General features: G+C 37.0%; 28 protein-coding genes and 1 pseudogene. 14 read left to right on the top strand and 15 right to left on the bottom strand.

Annotated elements, in window-relative coordinates:
* The coding region (locus BGO84_RS18435) for a TraG family conjugative transposon ATPase (RefSeq protein ID WP_291031398.1) at positions 1-597 on the top strand (597 nt) is incomplete at its 5' end.
* Here BGO84_RS18435 and BGO84_RS18430 read toward each other — a convergent pair.
* Positions 598-1,056: a cupin domain-containing protein gene (locus BGO84_RS18430; RefSeq protein WP_291031397.1), complete on the bottom strand. Its 459-nt coding sequence runs from the start codon at positions 1,054-1,056 to the stop codon at positions 598-600.
* 60 nt (positions 1,057-1,116) lie between these two features.
* Between BGO84_RS18430 and BGO84_RS18425 the strand changes: the two genes are divergently transcribed.
* From BGO84_RS18425 to BGO84_RS18380, 10 genes are all read left to right on the top strand, one after another.
* Complete coding sequence (locus BGO84_RS18425) at positions 1,117-1,746, top strand: DUF4141 domain-containing protein (RefSeq protein WP_291031395.1); 630 nt, start codon at positions 1,117-1,119, stop codon at positions 1,744-1,746.
* A gap of 97 nt (positions 1,747-1,843) precedes the next feature.
* Positions 1,844-2,953, top strand: coding sequence for a conjugative transposon protein TraJ (gene traJ, locus BGO84_RS18420; RefSeq protein WP_291031393.1), 1,110 nt, complete (start codon positions 1,844-1,846; stop codon positions 2,951-2,953).
* A gap of 110 nt (positions 2,954-3,063) precedes the next feature.
* Positions 3,064-3,687, top strand: coding sequence for a conjugative transposon protein TraK (gene traK / locus BGO84_RS18415; protein WP_291031391.1), 624 nt, complete (start codon positions 3,064-3,066; stop codon positions 3,685-3,687).
* Between the two features lie 11 nt (positions 3,688-3,698).
* Positions 3,699-4,037, top strand: a complete 339-nt coding sequence (locus BGO84_RS18410) for a TraL conjugative transposon family protein (protein ID WP_291031388.1) — start codon at positions 3,699-3,701, stop codon at positions 4,035-4,037.
* Positions 4,038-4,094: 57 nt separating this feature from the next.
* Positions 4,095-5,381: a conjugative transposon protein TraM gene (gene traM, locus BGO84_RS18405; RefSeq protein WP_291031386.1), complete on the top strand. Its 1,287-nt coding sequence runs from the start codon at positions 4,095-4,097 to the stop codon at positions 5,379-5,381.
* A gap of 67 nt (positions 5,382-5,448) precedes the next feature.
* Complete coding sequence (traN, locus tag BGO84_RS18400) at positions 5,449-6,411, top strand: conjugative transposon protein TraN (protein ID WP_291031385.1); 963 nt, start codon at positions 5,449-5,451, stop codon at positions 6,409-6,411.
* A gap of 2 nt (positions 6,412-6,413) precedes the next feature.
* The gene (locus BGO84_RS18395; RefSeq protein WP_291031383.1) at positions 6,414-6,998 is read left to right on the top strand and encodes a conjugal transfer protein TraO; all 585 of its coding nucleotides are present in this window, start codon (positions 6,414-6,416) and stop codon (positions 6,996-6,998) included.
* 24 nt (positions 6,999-7,022) lie between these two features.
* The gene (locus BGO84_RS18390; RefSeq protein ID WP_291031381.1) at positions 7,023-7,454 is read left to right on the top strand and encodes a DUF3872 domain-containing protein; all 432 of its coding nucleotides are present in this window, start codon (positions 7,023-7,025) and stop codon (positions 7,452-7,454) included.
* Between the two features lie 190 nt (positions 7,455-7,644).
* Positions 7,645-8,007 (top strand): hypothetical protein, encoded by a 363-nt coding sequence (locus BGO84_RS18385; protein ID WP_291031379.1) that lies wholly within the window; start codon positions 7,645-7,647, stop codon positions 8,005-8,007.
* 24 nt (positions 8,008-8,031) lie between these two features.
* Positions 8,032-8,670, top strand: coding sequence for a toll/interleukin-1 receptor domain-containing protein (locus BGO84_RS18380; RefSeq protein WP_291031400.1), 639 nt, complete (start codon positions 8,032-8,034; stop codon positions 8,668-8,670).
* 39 nt (positions 8,671-8,709) lie between these two features.
* Here the strand turns inward: BGO84_RS18380 and BGO84_RS18375 are convergent, their stop codons facing one another.
* From BGO84_RS18375 to BGO84_RS18325, 11 genes and pseudogenes are all read right to left on the bottom strand, one after another.
* Positions 8,710-8,871, bottom strand: a complete 162-nt coding sequence (locus BGO84_RS18375; protein ID WP_291031377.1) for a hypothetical protein — start codon at positions 8,869-8,871, stop codon at positions 8,710-8,712.
* Between the two features lie 227 nt (positions 8,872-9,098).
* Positions 9,099-9,392 (bottom strand): annotated as a pseudogene (locus tag BGO84_RS18370) (hypothetical protein); the annotation flags it as partial.
* A gap of 12 nt (positions 9,393-9,404) precedes the next feature.
* Positions 9,405-9,809, bottom strand: a complete 405-nt coding sequence (locus BGO84_RS18365) for a hypothetical protein (RefSeq protein WP_291031375.1) — start codon at positions 9,807-9,809, stop codon at positions 9,405-9,407.
* A 108-nt stretch (positions 9,810-9,917) separates the two neighbouring features.
* Positions 9,918-10,091: a histone H1 gene (locus BGO84_RS18360; protein WP_291031373.1), complete on the bottom strand. Its 174-nt coding sequence runs from the start codon at positions 10,089-10,091 to the stop codon at positions 9,918-9,920.
* A gap of 166 nt (positions 10,092-10,257) precedes the next feature.
* Positions 10,258-10,500, bottom strand: a complete 243-nt coding sequence (locus tag BGO84_RS18355) for a hypothetical protein (protein WP_291031371.1) — start codon at positions 10,498-10,500, stop codon at positions 10,258-10,260.
* 198 nt (positions 10,501-10,698) lie between these two features.
* Positions 10,699-11,205 (bottom strand): hypothetical protein, encoded by a 507-nt coding sequence (locus BGO84_RS18350; protein WP_291031369.1) that lies wholly within the window; start codon positions 11,203-11,205, stop codon positions 10,699-10,701.
* Between the two features lie 26 nt (positions 11,206-11,231).
* The gene (locus BGO84_RS18345; protein WP_291031367.1) at positions 11,232-12,524 is read right to left on the bottom strand and encodes a PcfJ domain-containing protein; all 1,293 of its coding nucleotides are present in this window, start codon (positions 12,522-12,524) and stop codon (positions 11,232-11,234) included.
* Positions 12,525-12,542: 18 nt separating this feature from the next.
* Positions 12,543-12,956 (bottom strand): PcfK-like family protein, encoded by a 414-nt coding sequence (locus tag BGO84_RS18340; RefSeq protein WP_291031365.1) that lies wholly within the window; start codon positions 12,954-12,956, stop codon positions 12,543-12,545.
* A gap of 175 nt (positions 12,957-13,131) precedes the next feature.
* On the bottom strand, positions 13,132-14,154 hold the full coding sequence (locus BGO84_RS18335) for a fusion protein (RefSeq protein ID WP_291031363.1): 1,023 nt from the start codon (positions 14,152-14,154) through the stop codon (positions 13,132-13,134).
* On the bottom strand, positions 14,136-14,546 hold the full coding sequence (locus tag BGO84_RS18330; protein ID WP_291031361.1) for an SLOG family protein: 411 nt from the start codon (positions 14,544-14,546) through the stop codon (positions 14,136-14,138). The genes BGO84_RS18335 and BGO84_RS18330 overlap by 19 nt, the downstream gene beginning before the upstream one ends.
* A gap of 121 nt (positions 14,547-14,667) precedes the next feature.
* Complete coding sequence (locus tag BGO84_RS18325) at positions 14,668-14,931, bottom strand: hypothetical protein (protein ID WP_291031359.1); 264 nt, start codon at positions 14,929-14,931, stop codon at positions 14,668-14,670.
* 388 nt (positions 14,932-15,319) lie between these two features.
* Here BGO84_RS18325 and BGO84_RS18320 point away from each other — a divergent pair, with 388 nt between their 5' ends.
* Positions 15,320-15,445: a hypothetical protein gene (locus BGO84_RS18320; protein ID WP_291031357.1), complete on the top strand. Its 126-nt coding sequence runs from the start codon at positions 15,320-15,322 to the stop codon at positions 15,443-15,445.
* 4 nt (positions 15,446-15,449) lie between these two features.
* On the opposite strand, the gene BGO84_RS18315 is transcribed toward BGO84_RS18320, so the two are convergent.
* From BGO84_RS18315 to BGO84_RS18305, 3 genes are all read right to left on the bottom strand, one after another.
* Positions 15,450-15,776 (bottom strand): hypothetical protein, encoded by a 327-nt coding sequence (locus BGO84_RS18315; RefSeq protein WP_291031355.1) that lies wholly within the window; start codon positions 15,774-15,776, stop codon positions 15,450-15,452.
* On the bottom strand, positions 15,773-16,087 hold the full coding sequence (locus tag BGO84_RS18310) for a helix-turn-helix domain-containing protein (RefSeq protein WP_291031353.1): 315 nt from the start codon (positions 16,085-16,087) through the stop codon (positions 15,773-15,775). Before BGO84_RS18310 ends, BGO84_RS18315 begins: the two co-directional genes overlap by 4 nt.
* Positions 16,088-16,667: 580 nt before the next feature.
* Positions 16,668-17,261, bottom strand: coding sequence for a TetR/AcrR family transcriptional regulator (locus BGO84_RS18305; RefSeq protein WP_291031351.1), 594 nt, complete (start codon positions 17,259-17,261; stop codon positions 16,668-16,670).
* A 531-nt stretch (positions 17,262-17,792) separates the two neighbouring features.
* Between BGO84_RS18305 and BGO84_RS18300 the strand changes: the two genes are divergently transcribed.
* Both BGO84_RS18300 and BGO84_RS18295 read left to right on the top strand, forming a co-directional pair.
* Positions 17,793-18,455, top strand: coding sequence for an AfsA-related hotdog domain-containing protein (locus BGO84_RS18300; RefSeq protein ID WP_291031348.1), 663 nt, complete (start codon positions 17,793-17,795; stop codon positions 18,453-18,455).
* A gap of 11 nt (positions 18,456-18,466) precedes the next feature.
* Positions 18,467-19,426, top strand: a complete 960-nt coding sequence (locus BGO84_RS18295) for a LytB (protein ID WP_291031346.1) — start codon at positions 18,467-18,469, stop codon at positions 19,424-19,426.
* Positions 19,427-19,432: the final 6 nt, after the last annotated feature.

Here is a 19,432-nt window from a genome sequence, read left to right as displayed (position 1 = left end):
GTGCTTAGCCTACAGAATAAGGAACTTTTCCCTATCGTTACCATTATCATCATGGAAGCATTTATTTCAAAAATGCGCAGGTTAAAAGGGGTTCGCAAACAGTTTATTTGTGAAGAAGCATGGAAAGCTTTGTCTTCGCCAAATATGGCAGCCTATCTCAAATACCTCTATAAAACAGTTCGTAAATTCTTCGGGGAAGCCATCGTTGTTACCCAAGAGGTAGATGATATTATTTCATCGCCGATTGTCAAAGAAGCCATCATCAATAACTCCGATTGTAAGATATTGCTTGATCAACGCAAATATATGAACAAATTTGATTCGATACAAGCGTTGTTGGGTCTGACTGAAAAAGAAAAGGCTCAGATACTTTCCATCAATATGTCCAATAATCCGGGTCGTATCTACAAGGAAGTCTGGATTGGCTTGGGTGGAATGCAGTCGGCTGTATATGCTACCGAAGTATCGACCGAAGAATATCTGACTTACACAACCGAAGAAACCGAAAAAATGGAAGTCATGCGGTTGGCGGATAAACTCGGCGGAGATATTGAACAGTCCATAAAGCTGTTGACTGAGAGTAAACGAGGTGGATAGCTATCTATCCCATTTCGGATTGAACTCAGTTCGATATCCGTCTTCACCGGAATAGGCATCCAATGAGTTTTCTTTCGACTGAATAACTATATAGACCATTTGTTCATCCGAAGAATTGCGTAAACCCCGTGTTGCTCCTGTTGCTACTCGAACGACTGAACCTTCAGATATGGGAAAACAGGTGTCATTTACCTGAAAGTCTCCTGCCCCTTTTAAAACAATATAGGTTTCTTCATCGGCTTTGTGGGTATGAAAATAAGGAACTTCCGTTTTAGGAGGAATGGCATTGAACGAAATTTCAGTTCCTGTTGCGTGGGTAGCATCTTTCAAGAACACTTTTCCTTTAATCTCCTGTTGTGTTTTGGGATGGATAAGAGAGTGTTCGTAGAGTTTATCCAATGTTCCGAAGTTAATGGCAGTATAGTCTGTCCCATCTGAATCCAACGTAATCTTTTTCATTTTACACCAATTTAGATTTCAAGTAAAAATACGAATTATAATCATTAAAACAATTTCAATATGAGAACAAAAATCTTCATGTTGTGTGTGAGCCTTGTGCTCTTCACTTCGAATATCAGTGCCCAATGGACTGTATGGGATCCGAGTAATTTTACTCAAAGCATTGTCAATACCAGTAAACAAATTGTGCAGACATCCTCGACTGCGAGTAGTATGTTGAAGAATTTTCAAGAGGTTCAAAAGGTGTACAATCAGTCAAAACAATACTACGATGCTCTTAAAGCAGTCAATAATTTAGTCCGGGATGCCAAGAAGGTGCAACAAACCATTTTACTGGTAGGCGAAGTATCGGATATCTATGTCAACAGCTTTCAAAAGATGCTGTCCGATCCCAATTACTCCATAGAAGAACTCAATACCATTGCCAACGGCTATGCCCGTTTATTGGAACAGAGCAATGATGTGTTGAACGAGCTGAAAGGGGTAGTAAATATCAGTACGCTTTCTCTCTCCGATAAAGACCGGATGGATGTAGTCAATAGTTGCTACGACTCGATGGTGGAGTATCGAAATTTGGTGCGTTACTATACGAACAAAAACATCGGTGTCTCCTATCTGCGTGCCAAGAAGAAAGGCGAGACTGCCCGTGTGAATGCGTTGTATGGTAATCCAAGTGATCGTTACTGGTAACGATCTATGTGTAAATTATCCAATGTGCCGATAAACTACGAATATTATTTCTTGATAAGAGCTAATTGGCACATTGTCACATTAAATTATTAGAATTATGGATTTCGATCAATTTCATCAGACACTACGGACGCTCTACGACAGTATGATGCCTCTCTGTGGTAACATGGTTGGTATCGCTAAAGGAATTGCCGGATTGGGGGCTTTATTCTACGTGGCGTATCGAGTTTGGCAATCCTTAGCACGTGCAGAACCAATAGATGTGTACCCTTTGCTTCGTCCTTTTGCTATCGGTCTTTGTATTATGTTCTTTCCGTCTGTGGTACTTGGTACGATTAACAGTGTAATGAGTCCGGTGGTACAGGGAACAAATGAAATGCTACAATCCGAAACACTGGATATGCAACGCTATGCCGAGATAAAGGACAAACTGGAATATGAAGCCATGCGACGTAATCCTGAGACAGCTTATCTGGTCGATAACGAGATATGGGATGCCAAACTCGAAGCATTGGGTGTTATGGATGTCGGGACAAAAGCCGGATTGTATATCGAACGGGCTGCGTACCAATTGAAGAAATGGTTGCGGGAAGCATTTCGGGAGATATTGGAGATCATCTTCAAATCGGCTGCCCTGATTATTGATGTGATACGCACCTTCTTTTTGATTGTCCTTGCCATATTGGGACCACTGGCTTTTGCCATCTCGGTGTGGGATGGCTTTCAATCGACACTGACCCAATGGATAAGTCGGTATATTTCGGTGTATCTGTGGTTGCCTGTCTCCGATCTGTTCAGTACAATATTAGCCAGACTTCAATCTTTGATGTTGCAATCGGATATCGACCGTATGGAAACTGACCCGAACTTCTCTTTAGACAGTTCAGATGTAATTTACATTGTGTTCCTGATTATTGGTATTGTCGGCTATTTTACGATTCCGACTGTGGCAGGATGGATTATCTCTGCCGGAGGCATGGGCAATTTCGGTAAGAATGTAAACAGTACGGCTACCAAAGGTGCTGCTATGGCAGGAGGTTTTGGTGGTGCTGTTGCAGGAAATATTGCGGGAAGGTTAAAAGAAAGTGGCAATTCCAGTAGCAACAGTAGCAGTTCTGGTGGTAGTGGTAGTAGCCAACCACAAGGGCGGAACTATTCAACAGAGAATGGAGGACAATCCGGTTCATCAAGGAAGACTCGTCAATAATTAATATATGAGCCTGTTGAATATGCCAATCTGCTAATGGTAAAGGATTATAAAGGCTCAGTAATCTTCATCGGCATATCGGCATATTTGCTAATTATCACATTGAAAACATGGAATTCAAATCATTAAAAAATATCGAATCAAGCTTTAAGCAACTCCGCATTTTCGGCATTGTCTTTCTTTGCCTATGTGCTGCTGTTGCAGGTTACTCCGTTTGGAGTGCCTATGACTTTGCAGAGGCACAACGGCAAAAAATCTATGTGCTGGATAACGGCAAGTCGCTGATGCTCGCTCTTTCGCAGGATTTATCACAGAATCGTCCTGTGGAAGCCCGTGAACACGTCAGACGGTTTCACGAATTGTTCTTTACCCTGTCTCCCGATAAGTCAGCCATTGAAAGCAATATCCAACGGGCGTTATTCCTCTCGGACAAATCGGCTTTCAACTATTACAAAGACTTGTCGGAGAAAGGATATTACAACCGGATAATATCGGGAAACATCAACCAGAGCATTCAGGTAGATAGTATCTCCTGTAATCTTGAAGTATATCCTTATCAGGTAATGACCTATGCCAAGCAGATGATTATTCGGGAGAGTAATATCACGGAGCGTAGTTTGGTAACCTCTTGTCGTCTTCTGAACTCTGTCCGTTCCGACAACAATCCGCATGGATTTACCATCGAAGGCTTCGAGATACGTGAAAATAAGGATTTAAGAGTTTTAGACCGCTAATACCAAAGCCCATGAAAGAACGAATAAAAGAACTGGGGTATTATTGGTTGGAGAATAAACTCAAAGACCTGTGCGGAGAGATTACCCCCGATAAGCGATTGACGGTAATTGTCATCATGCTGCTACTCTTTGCAATCCTGAATCTCTACTTCACTTTTACCTCGATCAGTAATTGGGGCAGGGAGCAGGAGCGAAAGGAACAATTGAAGATAGAGCACATGAAAGGATTGGAACTGGAAAAGACAAAGCCAAAAAAGAGACAATTTGACTTTGACTTTTTAGACTCTGAACTGAATATAGAGGTGCCGGATAGTATTAGGGTCGCAGACCCTTTTATTTCTCCCTCTTAGAATAATAACGATAAGTCACTATGACTTTGAGTAGTATAAATTATAACAAAAAATTATATGGCGGGTAAACCAAAATTAAGCGAAGCACAAAAACAAAAGCTCATTAAGTATGCGATTTTCGTACTGATGGCGATTGTTTGTGCGGGATGCTTTTGGCTGATCTTTGCCCCATCGGACGAAGATATAGCTAAAGAGCAGATAGGTATGGGCTTCAATGTCGATATACCCGATCCCAAGAAAGACGGCATTGTCGGCGACAAAATGAGTGCCTACGAACAGGAGCAGACACAACAACGGCAGAAAGACCGGATGCAATCTTTACAGGGATATGCTGATATGCTGGAAAACTCTAAGAGTGAGCGGGTAACAATTAATATGGGTGATGATCAAAATTACAATGAATCAGTTTCGACTCCGAAAGCCCCGATCAACAACTCGGTATCGGCATATCGGGATATTAATCGCACATTGGGTAACTTTTACGAAAAGCCCAAAGACGATCCCGAAAAGGAAGAGATGAAGCGAAAATTGGAGGAACTGGAAGCTAAGATGCAAGAAAAGGATGACAAACAGTCGGCAGTCGATGAACAACTCTTGTTGATGGAGAAATCCTACGAGATGGCGGCTAAGTATATGCCACAAGGTCAGAATCAGGAAACTCCGAACAATTCGTTAAAAAATAGGATTGATAATTATGGCAAAGATAGTTCCTCTAAAAATGGTAAAACGCCCCTTAGTCCTGTTCGGCAGATACAGAAGAACACGGTTTCATCTTTGGCTCAGAATGTTAGCAATAGTGAATTGTATCGGATGTATGATCAGCCCCGAAACATGAGTTTCAATACAATGGATGGAGAGATTGGTATAAATACTAAAAATACGATTTCTGCGGTTATCCATGACGATCAGACGATTATAGACGGGCAGACAACCCGCTTGCGATTGACTGAACCTTTGGTTGCCGGAATGACACTAATCCCCGAGAATACGATTTTGACAGGAATAGCTAAAGTGCAAGGCGAACGATTAGATATTCTCATTTCCTCGATAGAATATGAAGGTACTATTATTCCGGTAGAAATGCTCACGTATGACACAGATGGTCAGAAGGGGATTCATATTCCCGGCTCATTGGAAATGAATGCTGCTAAAGAGATTGTTGCCAATATGGGCAACAGTATCGGCAGTAGTTTTACCATGACACAGAGTACAGGGGCACAGTTGGCCTCCGACCTAAACAAAGGAGCGATACAGGGCGTATCGGCCTATATGCAAAAGAAAATACGACAGGTCAAGGTAACACTCAAATCGGGTTATCGGGTAATGCTGATGCCGAAACAGTAAACAATTAGTAGTCATTAGTTAACAATCAAAAAACGAACAAGTATTTATTAATCAAAGAAATAAAAACATGAAGAAATATATTATTGCATTTGCATTGGTGCTGACAGTAATAACAGTCCATGCACAGACAGAAGAGACAAGAGATATACAGGAAGATCTGCAACAAGTGCTTAAACCGACTTATGGGGACTATTACGAAGGCTTATCCAAAAAGATAACTTTCGATAGAATGATACCTCCCTACGGATTAGAGGTAACTTTCGATAAGACGGTACATATCATTTTTCCTGCTGCGATAAAATATGTGGACTTAGGGTCCAATAACATCATCGCTGGTAAGGCCGGAACGTCTGAAAATGTATTGCGTGTAAAGGCTGCAACCCGACAATTCGAGACGGAGACCAATATGGCGGTTATTACCGACGAAGGTAGTTATTATACGTTCAATGTGAAATATGCCGATGAGCCGGAAAAGCTAAACATTGAAATGAAAGATTTTATGCATGATGGCATAGCAACGAATCGTCCCAATAATTCAATAGATATCTATCTGAAGGAATTAGGCAGCGAATCGCCCCGCATTGTCTACCTGATTAATCGCTCTATTTATCAGAATGATAAACGGATTGTAAAACATATCGGGGCGAAACGCTTTGGCATTCAATACCTATTAAAAGGTATTTATAGCCACAATGGACTTCTGTATTTGCATACGCAAATTAAGAACTCCTCGAATGTGGCTTTTGCTATTGATTTTATCCGATTCAAGGTCGTAGATAAAAAAATGGTGAAGCAAACGGCTGTTCAGGAAACCGTTATTTATCCGCTCCGTGCTTACAATTTTATTTCTCAGGTGGGTGGTAATCAGACCGAACGAACTGTATTTACCATTGATAAGATAACCATTCCCAATGACAAGCAGTTGGTCATTGAGTTATTCGAAAAAAATGGTGGCCGTAACCAATCATTTATTGTAGAGAATGAAGACCTGATACGTGCAGAGCAAATCAACGAACTAAAAATCAAGTAAGCATGAGGACATTATTGATTATTACACTATCCTTTGCTTTGAGCCTATTTCTTATAGAGCAGGCTTATGCCCAACGCTATCTGCCGGGGCAAAAAGGGATTCAGATTACAGGCGGTGCTGTGGATGGTTTTCAGTTTAAAAAAACGGATGGCCAGGCTTTCTTTGTGGGTATGGGGCTATCCACCTATACGCACAATGGCAATCGCTGGACATTTGGTGCGGAATACCTACAAAAGTCATATGAGTACAAGGATAGGCTGCTGCCACTCTCGCAGATAACCGTAGAGGGTGGGCACTACCTGAAATTCTTATCCGATCCTTCTAAGACGGTTTCCTTTTCGGTGGGTGTATCGGCGATGGCCGGCTATGAAACGATCAACTGGGGAAAGGAACTGCTCTTTGATGGGGCGACGATTACTTCGGAAGACAACTTCTTGTATGGTGGAGCTGTCAGTTTCGAGATAGAAACCTATCTGACTGATCGGGTGGTTCTGTTGTTGAATGCTCGGGAACGCCTATTGGGTGGTTCATTGGTTAATAAATTCCACACGCAAATAGGTTTGGGCATCAAGATTATAATCAATTAAGAACTAAATAAATACAATAACAATATGAAGAAATTTGCATCATATATAATATTTACCCTATTGCTGGTCGCAATAGGGTATGCCTGTAGCGATAATATTGATATTCGTCAGGGTTATACATTTGAGGTTAGTCACCTCCCTGTTCAAAAAAGACTAAAGGTTGGGGAAACAGCTGAAATTCGTTGTCAGTTGGAACGTTCGGGAAAATACGACAATGCGAAGTATTATCTGCGGTATTTTCAGCCCAATGGGAAAGGCAGCTTACAATCGGATGACGGAACGATATTCCTACCCAATGACACTTATGAACTGACAAAGGAGACGTTTAGACTGTACTACACATCCCAATCAGAAGACCAGCAGGTTATTGATATTTATTTCTCGGATAATTATCAGAATGTTTTTGAACTCTCGTTTTCGTTCAACAATGATAATAGCGAAGAGGAGGTAGAATAATGATGACGATGATGGTAATTTCGTATATCTCTACATGGGTAGGGATTATTTATTCGCTGGTGACTGCTCCTAAAGACGTTGATCTGTGGGGTGAAGAAATAGAATAAATTTTATAGAAAAGGATGAGAAACTTAAATTCTCATCCTTTTCTTTTTAAATTTGTATTTATTAATAATATAATGTAACCTCTATGACTGATCAAGGTATTTTGATTCATTACTACGACACAGTGAAAGCTTTGTTAAAAGCTAAAGGTGAAACTGAAATTCTAAAATTATTCAAAAGAGATAATTTGAGCTGTATGCAAACCGGACATGATAACTGGAATGGTGGAATTGATTTTTATCAAGTAGAGCTTTCTGTTTCTGCTACTGAATATGTAAGACTAGAAAAGAAAGATGAAATTGGGAATATAGAATCCTTAATAAATACAATTCTCAATGATGTGACTAAAGGAGACGAAAGTATTGTATTTAATAAAGTAATAATTGTACCTTTTGATTCTGCTAATGATATTGATTCCGAGGAAGATATTGCTGATTTTACATTTTGAGATTTTGGCTACTATAATGTATTTATCAGCCATTTAACCAAAGATAAAATATCAGCATCGAATTTAAAGGTAGCATTAGCCTCTTATGGAATTTCTAGTTTTGTAGCACATGAGGATATTGAACCAACAAAATTGTGGGCTAACGAAATAGAGAGTGCGTTAAAGACGATGCATTGTTTGTGCGCTATAATTACTCCTGAGTTTAATAATAGCAAATGGTGTGATCAGGAAGTTGGCTATGCTTTAGGTAGAAATATCTTGGTCATTCCTATAAGAAAGGGCTGCGATCCTTACGGGCTTTTTGGCAAAGTTCAGGGTATACAATCTAATGGTAAGAGTGCGAACAAATTAGCCGAAGAAATATTCCATATATTATGCAGTAATAAAATTTCGCAAAAGACTTACCTTAAGATATTGGCTGGCTTACTTCTAAATTCAAAGAACAATAATGAAGCGTCTAAATGGTTGAATCTCATTAAGGATATTAAGTCTATGGATAATGAAATCATTGAGTTCATACACTCTAATTATTTAAAAAATGACAATTTAACGGACGACTCAATTCTGAAAATAGCTAATGAGTTCTTTACAAAATACTCTTTTAAGCCTTTGCAAAAAGTAGCTGTAGTTGAAGAGAATATTGGTGATGATTTACCTTTTTAAAGGTCGCAATTCTTCCATTACAAATTTCTCATTTGGAAGTTAGTTCGGGAATAAATTAATTTTCTTTTTTTTGACAATATTACAAGCTCCTTTCTCTTCGGTCTGAATGACCTCGTACTTATCTAATTTATTATAAATCTCGCCCAATGTCTTGCAACCATAACGGCGAGGCTTATACTGAGGATATATTTTTTTCAGCATAAATCCGAGCTCAGATAATGCTACATTCTCTTTTTCATAAAGATTGATGCTTCATCAAAGATGTGTACTTCCTTTTGCAATATGGTTTCAGGGATATCTCCGGCATCTAATTTTACCTTTGTTATCGGCTTTATGTTCTTGTAACTGACCTTTTTTATGTTCTCGGCTTGTCCAATGGGCTTTTCAGTAATTTGTCCATCGTTAGCTGTAGGCTCACTTTCTTGAGGTCTGGCTTTTCGTTTTTGTTCTTTTGCCTTTTTCTGCTTCTCTTTTTTTACTTTCTCTTCGGCAATTAGTTGTTTAATGGGTTTTACTATTAATGGCTCTTCCCTTTTGAAACGTTTGAAATAAATATTTTCTATAAATTGTGGCAGGGGAGCTTTCCAGAGTTCTTGCTTGTGATTATCTATTTTGCCTAATTTATCCGGATTTAGACCTAATTTCCTCGCCATCATAGTATGTTTATCCGATAGGCGATGTTTCTTTTGTGCAACTAACCATTTATCCAGTTTTACAGCCATAATACAACAATATTAGTTCTGCGAATTTTTCAGATGGTTCTCAATCAGAAATTCATTAATAGTATAACCCTTTGCTTCCTCTTTGGCTATCAGTCCATATTTAGCAACCAACTCATCCAATAGATTCAGTGGCAGATGTAGGTAGATTGCAAAATCGGGATAATACGACAAACCGAAGCCAAACATAATGCCGTCCTGTTCATCTTCGCTGTCAATCATCAAAACGCAATAATTGTGTTCGTGAGTAGCATCAATACTCATAATTACTTCTGCATCCGAAATATCTGCGGGTTTAATACCTTCAGGCATCAGCTCATAATAATCAAAGTCTTTCCAACCCTTTCTTATATAGGTAGTGTACAACTCCTGAAGTTGGGTGGTAGATAAATGGCTTATATCGTAAAAGCGTTCCGTCATATTTTAGAAGTTTAATCCATACCAAAGTAAGTAAAATTCGATGAACAGAAAACAAAAAAGGGTAGCAAAAATCTACCCCAATGAAAGTTATCGTATCTTTTGAACTTTTTACTTTGAGTGTTCAATTGATTTTTTACGAAATTCTTTCAATGCTTTTTCAATAGCCAGAGATGCTTTACGGGCACGTGTTCCGGCTGCTTTGTTTCCGGCTTCTACTTGCAATGCTGCATCTTTTGCAAAATCAGCAAATAATTGATTCAAATTGTCAGTTAGTTGTTTCATGTTTGTTTTAAATTATTTCAGGGGCAAAGATAGTTAAATCGACTAATTTCATCTCATGGTTTTTTGTTTCTTTTTTCTCCGCATCAGGCTCACCGAAAAAAGAAACGGACTGAATTTCTCAGTCCGCCAATAGTTGTATATATGATAGTTTCTGTATCATAGTTCGTTATTCGATTGTATATCTTCCCAAAAAGTTTTCGCATGGGACAACTAACATATCACTGCCCATTAAAAATACATCTGCATGTCTGAGGGATAGATTTTCGTGTTTAATAATATTGGCACATACCCAAAACTCGTTCCAATCCCATCCGTAAACGATTAGACGTGTCAATCTACGACCTACAATCCTCATGTTCCTTAAACTGTCGTTCCGCTTTGAATATATGCTCTCTGTATCTGAACTCATCAGCCTTTAGTCCTTTTGTTACAACAATTTTCAGTTTTTCTTTGAGTTTACTTTTTCGAACGTAGAAATAGGTCGGTATTTTTTTGTCCATCCTCTCGTAATGTTTCATCGCTTCCTCGATTTCAGCCAATCCTGCCAATAAATCAACTTCATCGGTACAATATCAGGCGTGTGTATATGTTGTTAATCTTTTCATATTCATGCTGTTTTTTTGTTGTTATATTCTGCCAATGCCTTATCTAATGCTGCTTGTAACTTTGCAAGTCCATCGACACGTTGTTGTAATTTGACTTGTGCATCCAACCAAATAGGATCATTTTCAAAATCGTGGAATAATGTTTTCAATCTTTCGTCCTCGTATTTCTTTATGATATTCTTGGCTCTTGTTACCAATCCTTTCCAACGGATAACCTTCGAATACAAGCTATCGTGATCTAATCTCAACGAAGTATTTTTGTCAAAATGGCTCTGCCATATACAGATATATTCTTTGGGGTGTTTGCATTGCAATTTAGCTGCTCTCCATCGAAATACATAGCTGTATTTTTTACTCATATCAATGGAGAGCGTGTATGTATAGAGTATTACATCAGCTGTCTTGCAATCGCTGCCTCTGTAACCGATGGATATAATTACCCATCGGTTTACATTCAACTCTATCTCTATTTGCGGTTCAGCCTTTTGCTGTTCAAAATAGTCATTCATAACTGATTGTTTTTTAGTTCTATCATTTATGCTATCATCCGTTCCTCTATCAAAGTAATATTCTCATTGATAAGACTGATGATTTGATTGTGGTATTTGGTCATCTTATTGCATGAGCCTCGACTTTGGATAACTTTCAGTTGAGAGATTGAGACTTCGACCGTTTCGATTCTCTTCCCATTGATACAAGCTGATAGAATTAACGAATCTTCTTTTGAATGATAGGTCGATACACAGTGCTTCAAAGCCTTTCCCTCAGCTATAATCTCCGCTACACTTTCCAATACACGGATATTAAGTAGTCCATTGGAGAATATGATACCGAAAAACTTCGCTTTGGCTTCTTTGTATGAATCTTCCTTTTCGAGTTGTTTCTCTATTTCTAACAGTGCATCGGCTTTAGCTTTTTTGACTACATATCTGTCATGCTCTGCTTTCAGATTGGCAGGACAAACATATTTTGCGTTGTGCAGGTCTTTACCAAAGAATCGGAGTAAGTCTATATAATCGCACCAAAGGGTTGCATCCTTGATTCTATAATTGTTTCTCTGGCATATACGAACGGATGCCCAATAATTGTCTATATGCTTCCAACCCATGTCTAAGATTCGTTTTAATAATTTAGTCTGTTTCGTTTTTATCAGTGTTTCTGCTTTACTATCCGTTAGTAAGATACGGTATAGATCCAACGGCTTTTGGTTGTATAAGGCTGTTTTATAGCCTGTACGTTTCAATTCGGGTATTAGCTTTTGTTTCGGATAAACTGCTCCTGTAGATATTCTATCATAGATATTTATGTAATACTTATTATTCGTATTTTCGCTACGCAATTCCAATGGAGTATAAAATAGCCATAAATCATAGTACATCGTTCCCATTGTTTGCCGAAGCCGTGCAAAGGTGCAATGCTTCCCATCGGGTGCTATCCAGCGTTGCATGACCTCCGAATGGGTATACTCGGGTAGTTTTCCCACTTTGGTAGTATAGCTTAACATAATTGTCCGCACCACATGATAGCCTTTGTGTGCATCTATGATAGTCATATAATAGCTATCATTGAAACTCCGCTTTTGGCTTGTCTTGACGATTAGTTTTGATTTACAATTTGGGCACTCACAACCTAAGAGTGTGGTTTTTAACTCTTCCATACTCTGCCACGAATGGGAACATTTACAACAGGTAATTTTACCTCCCTTTGTGCGTTGTCCTACATAGCTGATGGCATTGTCATAGCCCCACTGTATTTGCTCTTGGGTAATAGAGGGTAAGGTTTTACTTGCTTCTACAATCTGTTTTTGGAATATATTCTTTGGTTTCATCTGATATTTTTTTTAGCGTTAATCGAATAGACTAGTTTGTCCAGAGGTATTGAGTTGAACTCTTACTGCTTTCTTCTTGGGTTGCATCATCTTGTTGTAAGCATCGTCTTGTGCCTTTTGAATGGCATCCTGCCGTGCCTGTTCTCGCTCTTCAGCAGTTAATTCTACCACATGGTTTACAGAAATTCGGACATTGATAGGCTTACCTACCTCTATATTATCCGCTGTATAATAACTTTCAGCCAATTCGAGAATTTCATCATCGTGGAAGCCATTACAGCCCGATTTTTGAACTTGGTTTAAAATGTAAGTACAGCACTGATCTATGTCTCTATCGGGATTGGCAAACGACTGGGCGAACAAAGGGTCTTCTGATGCTCGTTTCTCCAAATAGGTTAATATGGTCCGTGTAAAATATGCTGTTGATTTCATAATGCTTTCTATTTTATTCGTTATTTGTATATATCGTGTACTTGTATCAGTAATAAATCTCCGTACTATTTTTCTTGTATCTGACCGCTTTTGATTTGATCGTATATGATCTTTATATCTTCTTCACTACCCGAGTAAAGAGTACCTTTGTTGTCAATTATTCTCCACATGGCTATTACTTATTTAAGTTTAATACTATTTCTAATTCGGCTCTCTGACTGGGGGCAAATATCCACCCTGCCTGTTTTTCATCATTATGTGTCAATCGTGGATTGAATTTTCCACCCATAGCTTTGAGTAAATCTTTGATTGCTTTGGTATCTCCAAAGAGGGCGATTGCTTTCTCTGAATAATCGACTATCTCAAAAGAAAGGTTCTCAGATTTTATATGTATGGCTGTTTGTTCATTCTCTATTATATCAGCTTGTCTGTCTTGTCTATTTGGTTTAATATGGATAGCATCGGGACAGCCAGCAATATATGAGAAATGTTGTATAGCCTGTTCCTTGCTCCCTATAGACTCTTTCTTGATTATCCAACCGCTGTAATAACTTTCCCCTAAATAATAGCCTTTGCCCATGCTGTATTTTTCCTTGTTCTCATAGCTTTCGTTATACTCGGATAGATGGGCGGTTTCTTCAAAATTGGATGCACATTTCCGCATTTCGGAAAATATATCCCGCGTATGTTTGGAAAAGCCAAGTATCACGGTACGCACAGTAGATGCCCCATAGTAATCCGTTTGTGAATCGGATTCGTTCTGTTTCAAGCAAGCGATAATAATGGCTTTGGTATCTTCGGGCAGATTGTTTGTAATCCACTCCCGACCGATCACCCGAATATCCTCTCTGCGTTTTTCTTCGGCTCTCTGTACTTCCATTTCATCCACTCGTTTGGTTTGTGCTTTGGCTAAGAGTACTGCTACTTCTTCATTAGTCTTGAATGTCGGGTTCTTATCATCGTAATACATACCGATACCGAATTTCTCGCTTAATGGTTGTATCAGTTCGCTTGTATGGAAAGAATAATCTTTGAGATTGATTAGCTTGTAATGTACTCCCCATTGGTCTTTCTTAATTTCATAGACTACATATTTTGAATAGCTATACCCCTCTAACTGTACGATTTGATTTACACTTACAGTTTGAGTATCTGTATCTATCTCTTTTCCTGCGAATATTAAAAATTGCTTTGCCATGATTGTATTATTTTATATAGGTTAATAATTGAAATGTTATTTGTTTCCGCTCTGCGGACTGTATGGCCTGTACCACTTCGGAACGAGTGATTGTAATAGGCTATCAGTAAAGAGCACTGTTCTATCATGTAATCGTTACGGCGGAGGAAGCAGCCGTCATAGTAATGAGAGGATAGAATAATATTTGCTGTTGCCTTGTCAGCTATATGGATATAGCGTTGCATGGATTCATTTCTGAAATAAATATGATGCCCTGCATATGGAACAGCACACAATAATTGTATATCTGTAAACTCCTGTTGCAACTCCAATACAATCTCTGCTGCCAGTAAATCGAATCCCACTGCACCACCCACAATTGTATGTAGTATAGCCATTGTGGTACTGCTCACGGATTGTATGTGTTAATTCTTCTCTCAAGGGAGCAATATTATCAGCATTGATATGGCGATGTCCTGTAAATGCTATTGTCTTTGACTTTTTAATATGTATATTATCCATAATGATTTGATTTTAAAGAATAAATAAGATTATTGCCATGCAGATAAGAATCAGATAAAGTAGGGATATAAGAGAGAGAATAATCCGAATCGACAAACGGATGATTTTAAGCACGCTACGGAGAAGTATGCACACTCCTGCAACCCACAGTAGTGATGCTCCCGTTTCGGTCACACACCACACACAAATACCCAACAGAGCCACTCCCAACACCATTTTTATGCTAAGTGGAAAGTAGGAAATATTGTTTTCTTTATTGTTTTCTGTTTTTTTCATATCCATCGACTTTTTTTTTCTGCCGGAGCGGAGCCAGTGAGGTTTCTATTGTTTCGTAGGCATCAAAAGGTCAGATTCTCGGTATGACAAATTTTTTGTAAAGAATACGCTCGACCGATAGGGAAAGAGGAAGATTGTTTACAAAACCCCTTGTGGGCCCCCGAATTTATGTCGTACCGGGAATATGAAATACCTTTGCCTAACGAACAGGAGAACCTCACTGGATTTGTTTCGTGCCAAGAGGAGATAGGATAATGAAAAGGATGGAAAAAGCGTTAAATTCGAAAAAAGGAAGTATGGGGGGTTACCAAAACCAATCAATCAAGCCAAGTGTATAACCAAAAGGCGTACTCTTGCTTAATCTATCCGAGACTATCTATCCGATAGTATGAGATTCGGAACGACAATATCCGGTGCTAATGGATATGATAGTGAACCAATCCGAAGGAGGGAGGGAAGAGGGTCGCAGGATAAGTTTGTAAAAAATGGAAACGAATTTTTATTCTATGTTTGATAAATTATATATCTTTGTTAGTGAAAGAGCTATTTGAATCTATGAAAATCAAAGCAGAGTAATGAGTCTCGGTTGTTTCTAAATCATTACCTACCCCTTGTTTTGAATCAATTAACTTCCTGTAATTCAATCGAATACATTTTTGTTGGAGTGTCCTTCTGCTTACGTTCAGCATTTGGCACAAGTCTTGATTATCTAAAAGACGTTCACCATTTAGTACGTTATGGCGTCCGCTCATGATATCCATAAATTTATCCAATCGGTCAAAACGTCCCATGAATTGCTCGAACCACTTTTGTATGAAATCTTTTAATCCTTCGTCATTGCTCATGGGTTACCTCCTTTCTTATCCTTGTTTACCACAAGTCCCGGTAATAGACGTTTGACCTCTGCCAACATATACCACACTTTTCCTCCCCTGATTGAATAAGTTATTTCTCCGTTACTGCGTAACCGCTGCATGGTGCGTTTACTTACCCGCAATATGGTAGCAGCATCTTGATCACTTAGCCACACCTCTGATGGATCGGATTGTTGTATGATAGTATTTTCTTTCTCTTGTTTTTGTATAAAAGAATGAATCCGGTCGATTTTTCGTACTAGTCTTTTATAGGCTTCCGATTCTATAACTATTACTTTCATGCTACTAACTATTGATTTGATGCAAAGATCTGAGATTAAAAGATCTTATATTCCACAGTTAGGTGGGATATTTTTGATAGATACATATAAACGGTTGATGCATAAAGTAATGTAAATTATCAATTATAAAAAAATAGACGAGAGGAATGGGGTAGAATTTCTTTAAAATGTATTTTTGTATTAAATATGTAAGAGAATAATAATTTTTTTAACTATTAATCTGGGGAGTATTTAGTTTATTAATGCACTTATTTACAGAATAGAATAAATGAATTAATTAAAGATTCATGGAATAAATATGGGGGATATAAGAATACAGATTATATATATATTGGAGAAAAGAAAAACGAGAAGTTCCTACTCTTTCAGTATAAGAGATTTTATATATTCGATTAAATATAAAAATACTAAGCTATGCTTATTTTATAATTAGATATGGCCATTATTACCTGCTTTTTAGAAAGATTTCAATTTGAAAATTAACGATCTCTCAATTAAGACTTTTTTAAGAGTTTATATCTTATTTAGCTACCTATATTTATTAAAGAGAAAACGTATTATAACATCTACTCTATAGTTATTATTTACAAGATATGAAACTGTATATAGTCTTGAACTCTGTTTCAAGCACTTCCAAATCATATCCATTAGGGAGTGCACTACCCGAATAAGCAAGCCCAAAATAAACGTTATGAAATAATGAGGCTATTAGATCAGCACTCATATCATTACGTATCTCCCCTTTATCAATAGCAATTCTGACAATCTTCGTCCAAGTACTCAATTGACTTCTCATCCATTCCGAATATCTTTCTGTCATTACAGGACAATAATAAAATGCCTGGGAACTTAGATTTAGCATAGATAAATTTATATTCTCTATACCTCTTTTTTTTAAATACTTCTTTTCCAATCTGGAATTTTCCAAAAATCGATCTATGAAATTTTTAAGACTATCTCCATTCTCGAAAGATAGTTCTGGAATGGAACTTTTTTTTAGAATAAATTCGCTGACCACTATCCCAAATAGGTTCTTCTTGTTTTTTATATGATACAAAATAGCACCTCTACTTAAACCTGTTGCTTTCTCCAAATCAGTGTATGTAACCTGATCATATGGTTTTTTTGAAAATAGCTTAAATGCTTCAGTAAATACTAAGTCTTTAGTATCCATTTTGTTAAAATGTTAATATTCAATATATACGAATTTTGACTCACAAATATATATATATAAATTAAAAAAATCAAATATAATACTGTATATACTGTTTATTTAATATATATATTATTCTGGTAATAAGTTATATAGTATATATTATAAAAACATACATATATACTAATTATTCAAATATGAAATAATGAACATCTACATTTTGAATATTTCAATTATTTGAACTAAATACAAATCATATATATAAATAAAAAACAGTCTATACGTACTATTATTTAATAAATGATTTAAAGCTATCATTATTTACTTTAGAGTATCATATGTATATTCAATAAAATAAAACACAATTAACATACGATTAAATATCTCATAATAAACAATATAAATAAACAATAATACAATAAAGGCTAATGTCTTATATATAATATTAAACGTAAAACATCAAAAAAACATAATAAATAGCATTGATTATTAAAATCAAATAAATACATTTGTACAGTCCATACGTACTATAAATAAAAAAAACAAACTGATATGAAGCAACATTATGATTTGAATGACTTTATTAATAAAGTAACAGAAACGATTGATGTAAACACTATCGAAAAAATAGATAGTAAATATGTTCATAAGAAGAATGAAGATTATGTTTTAATATCGAAAATAAAAACAGTTCCAAAGGAATATCTAGGTCTAGATACTATCGATTCGCATCACTATTTATATTCTATTGCACTTCCTAAGTACGATTGTTTGTTTTGCTTTGATCACGAATTGGATCATCTGCCCTTCATAATGGCTATTGAGGTTGTCAGACAAGCAGGAATCGCCGTAGCCCATACCATACATAGTGTCCCTACTGTTGGCTATTCTAACATAATGGATAATATAAACTTAAATGTATTAAAATTCATCGAATTGGATGTACCTCTTATTATGATAATGGAAGATATTATGCTTAAAAATAAAAAATCAAGGCAGGAACGGTTTATGCATTTTTATTTATATCAAAATAAGATATTATGCGCAGATGTAAAAGTTAACGCCTCTGTTATGGAGAAAGAGATATACACAAGGGTACGACTAAACAGTAGAACTGAAATGGTAAAAAATACATGTTTAGAGAAAATCCCAGCAACCAATATTCAAATGTTGAATAGAGGGTATGAGAAGTTATTTAGTCGTATTGAAAAGTAAAATTTAATAGTATGGAAGTAATAGAGCTTGTGAACGATGGAAGATGCAAATGGCTTGAGAGTCAGGTGATGAATAAAGTTTTTCCAGAAGCGATCAGATCTGCGAAAAGCCCCAATGAACCGACTAGATATATGATTATTGATTGGATTAGCAATGATAACGGCAAAGTCGGTGTCGATTTGAAATGGTTTAAAAAGCTTGGAGTACCGGCTGTTGAAACTTTTAATGATTTACCAAAAGGAAGCGACTTTATTGTAGTAAATACAGGATATGATTCTATTGTTCACGAAGAAAAAGCATTGTTGCATAGAGGTATAAAAATAATAGATAAACCCTGTCCATTTGTCCGAAAGTTGCGTAAATTATTTGAAAATATTGATGGTACTTATCAATACGTACTATTATGCGAGCCAAATCATATCATCATAAAGAATTATGCATCGCTTTTCCCTGAAGATATGATATTAATACAAATGGGGAATTATAAGGAACGAATTTTAGAGCAGTCGAATGGGAAACCTATAAAGTTTATTTCATACGTAACTTTCTTAAAGAAACATTCCAATCAGATATTTGATTTCATAAATGAATCTTTTCCGGATAAAGAGCATGTTATGATTAATACTCAATGTATGTGGGCAGACGGTAAAATCAGCCCTTTGGATGAGATCTCAAATATGCCGGAGGAAAAACTTAATCGAGTAAAATATGCGCTATTGATCGGCTCACCCGGTTCTACAAATAAATCACTGATGTCATTAGAAGAGACAATAAGAGATAAAGGTTTAGAAGTTGTTAATATAGGGAGTCTACAGGATTTTTTGAAATTCCAGAAATCTCACAAATATGAGAAAATCCTGCTGGTAAAATCTCCAATACCTAATCAGGCAGAAAAACCTATCCTGGCATATTTAAGGCATGGGTATATATACTCATACTACACTTTCTTAATGGAGAAAATGCGTAAATAAACTACA

Origin of the sequence: Dysgonomonas sp. 37-18, from assembly GCF_001899125.1 — a bacterium.
GTDB lineage: Bacteria > Bacteroidota > Bacteroidia > Bacteroidales > Dysgonomonadaceae > Dysgonomonas.
Note: the sequence above shows the minus strand (reverse complement) of the source record. Positions and strands in the feature narration are given on the sequence as shown.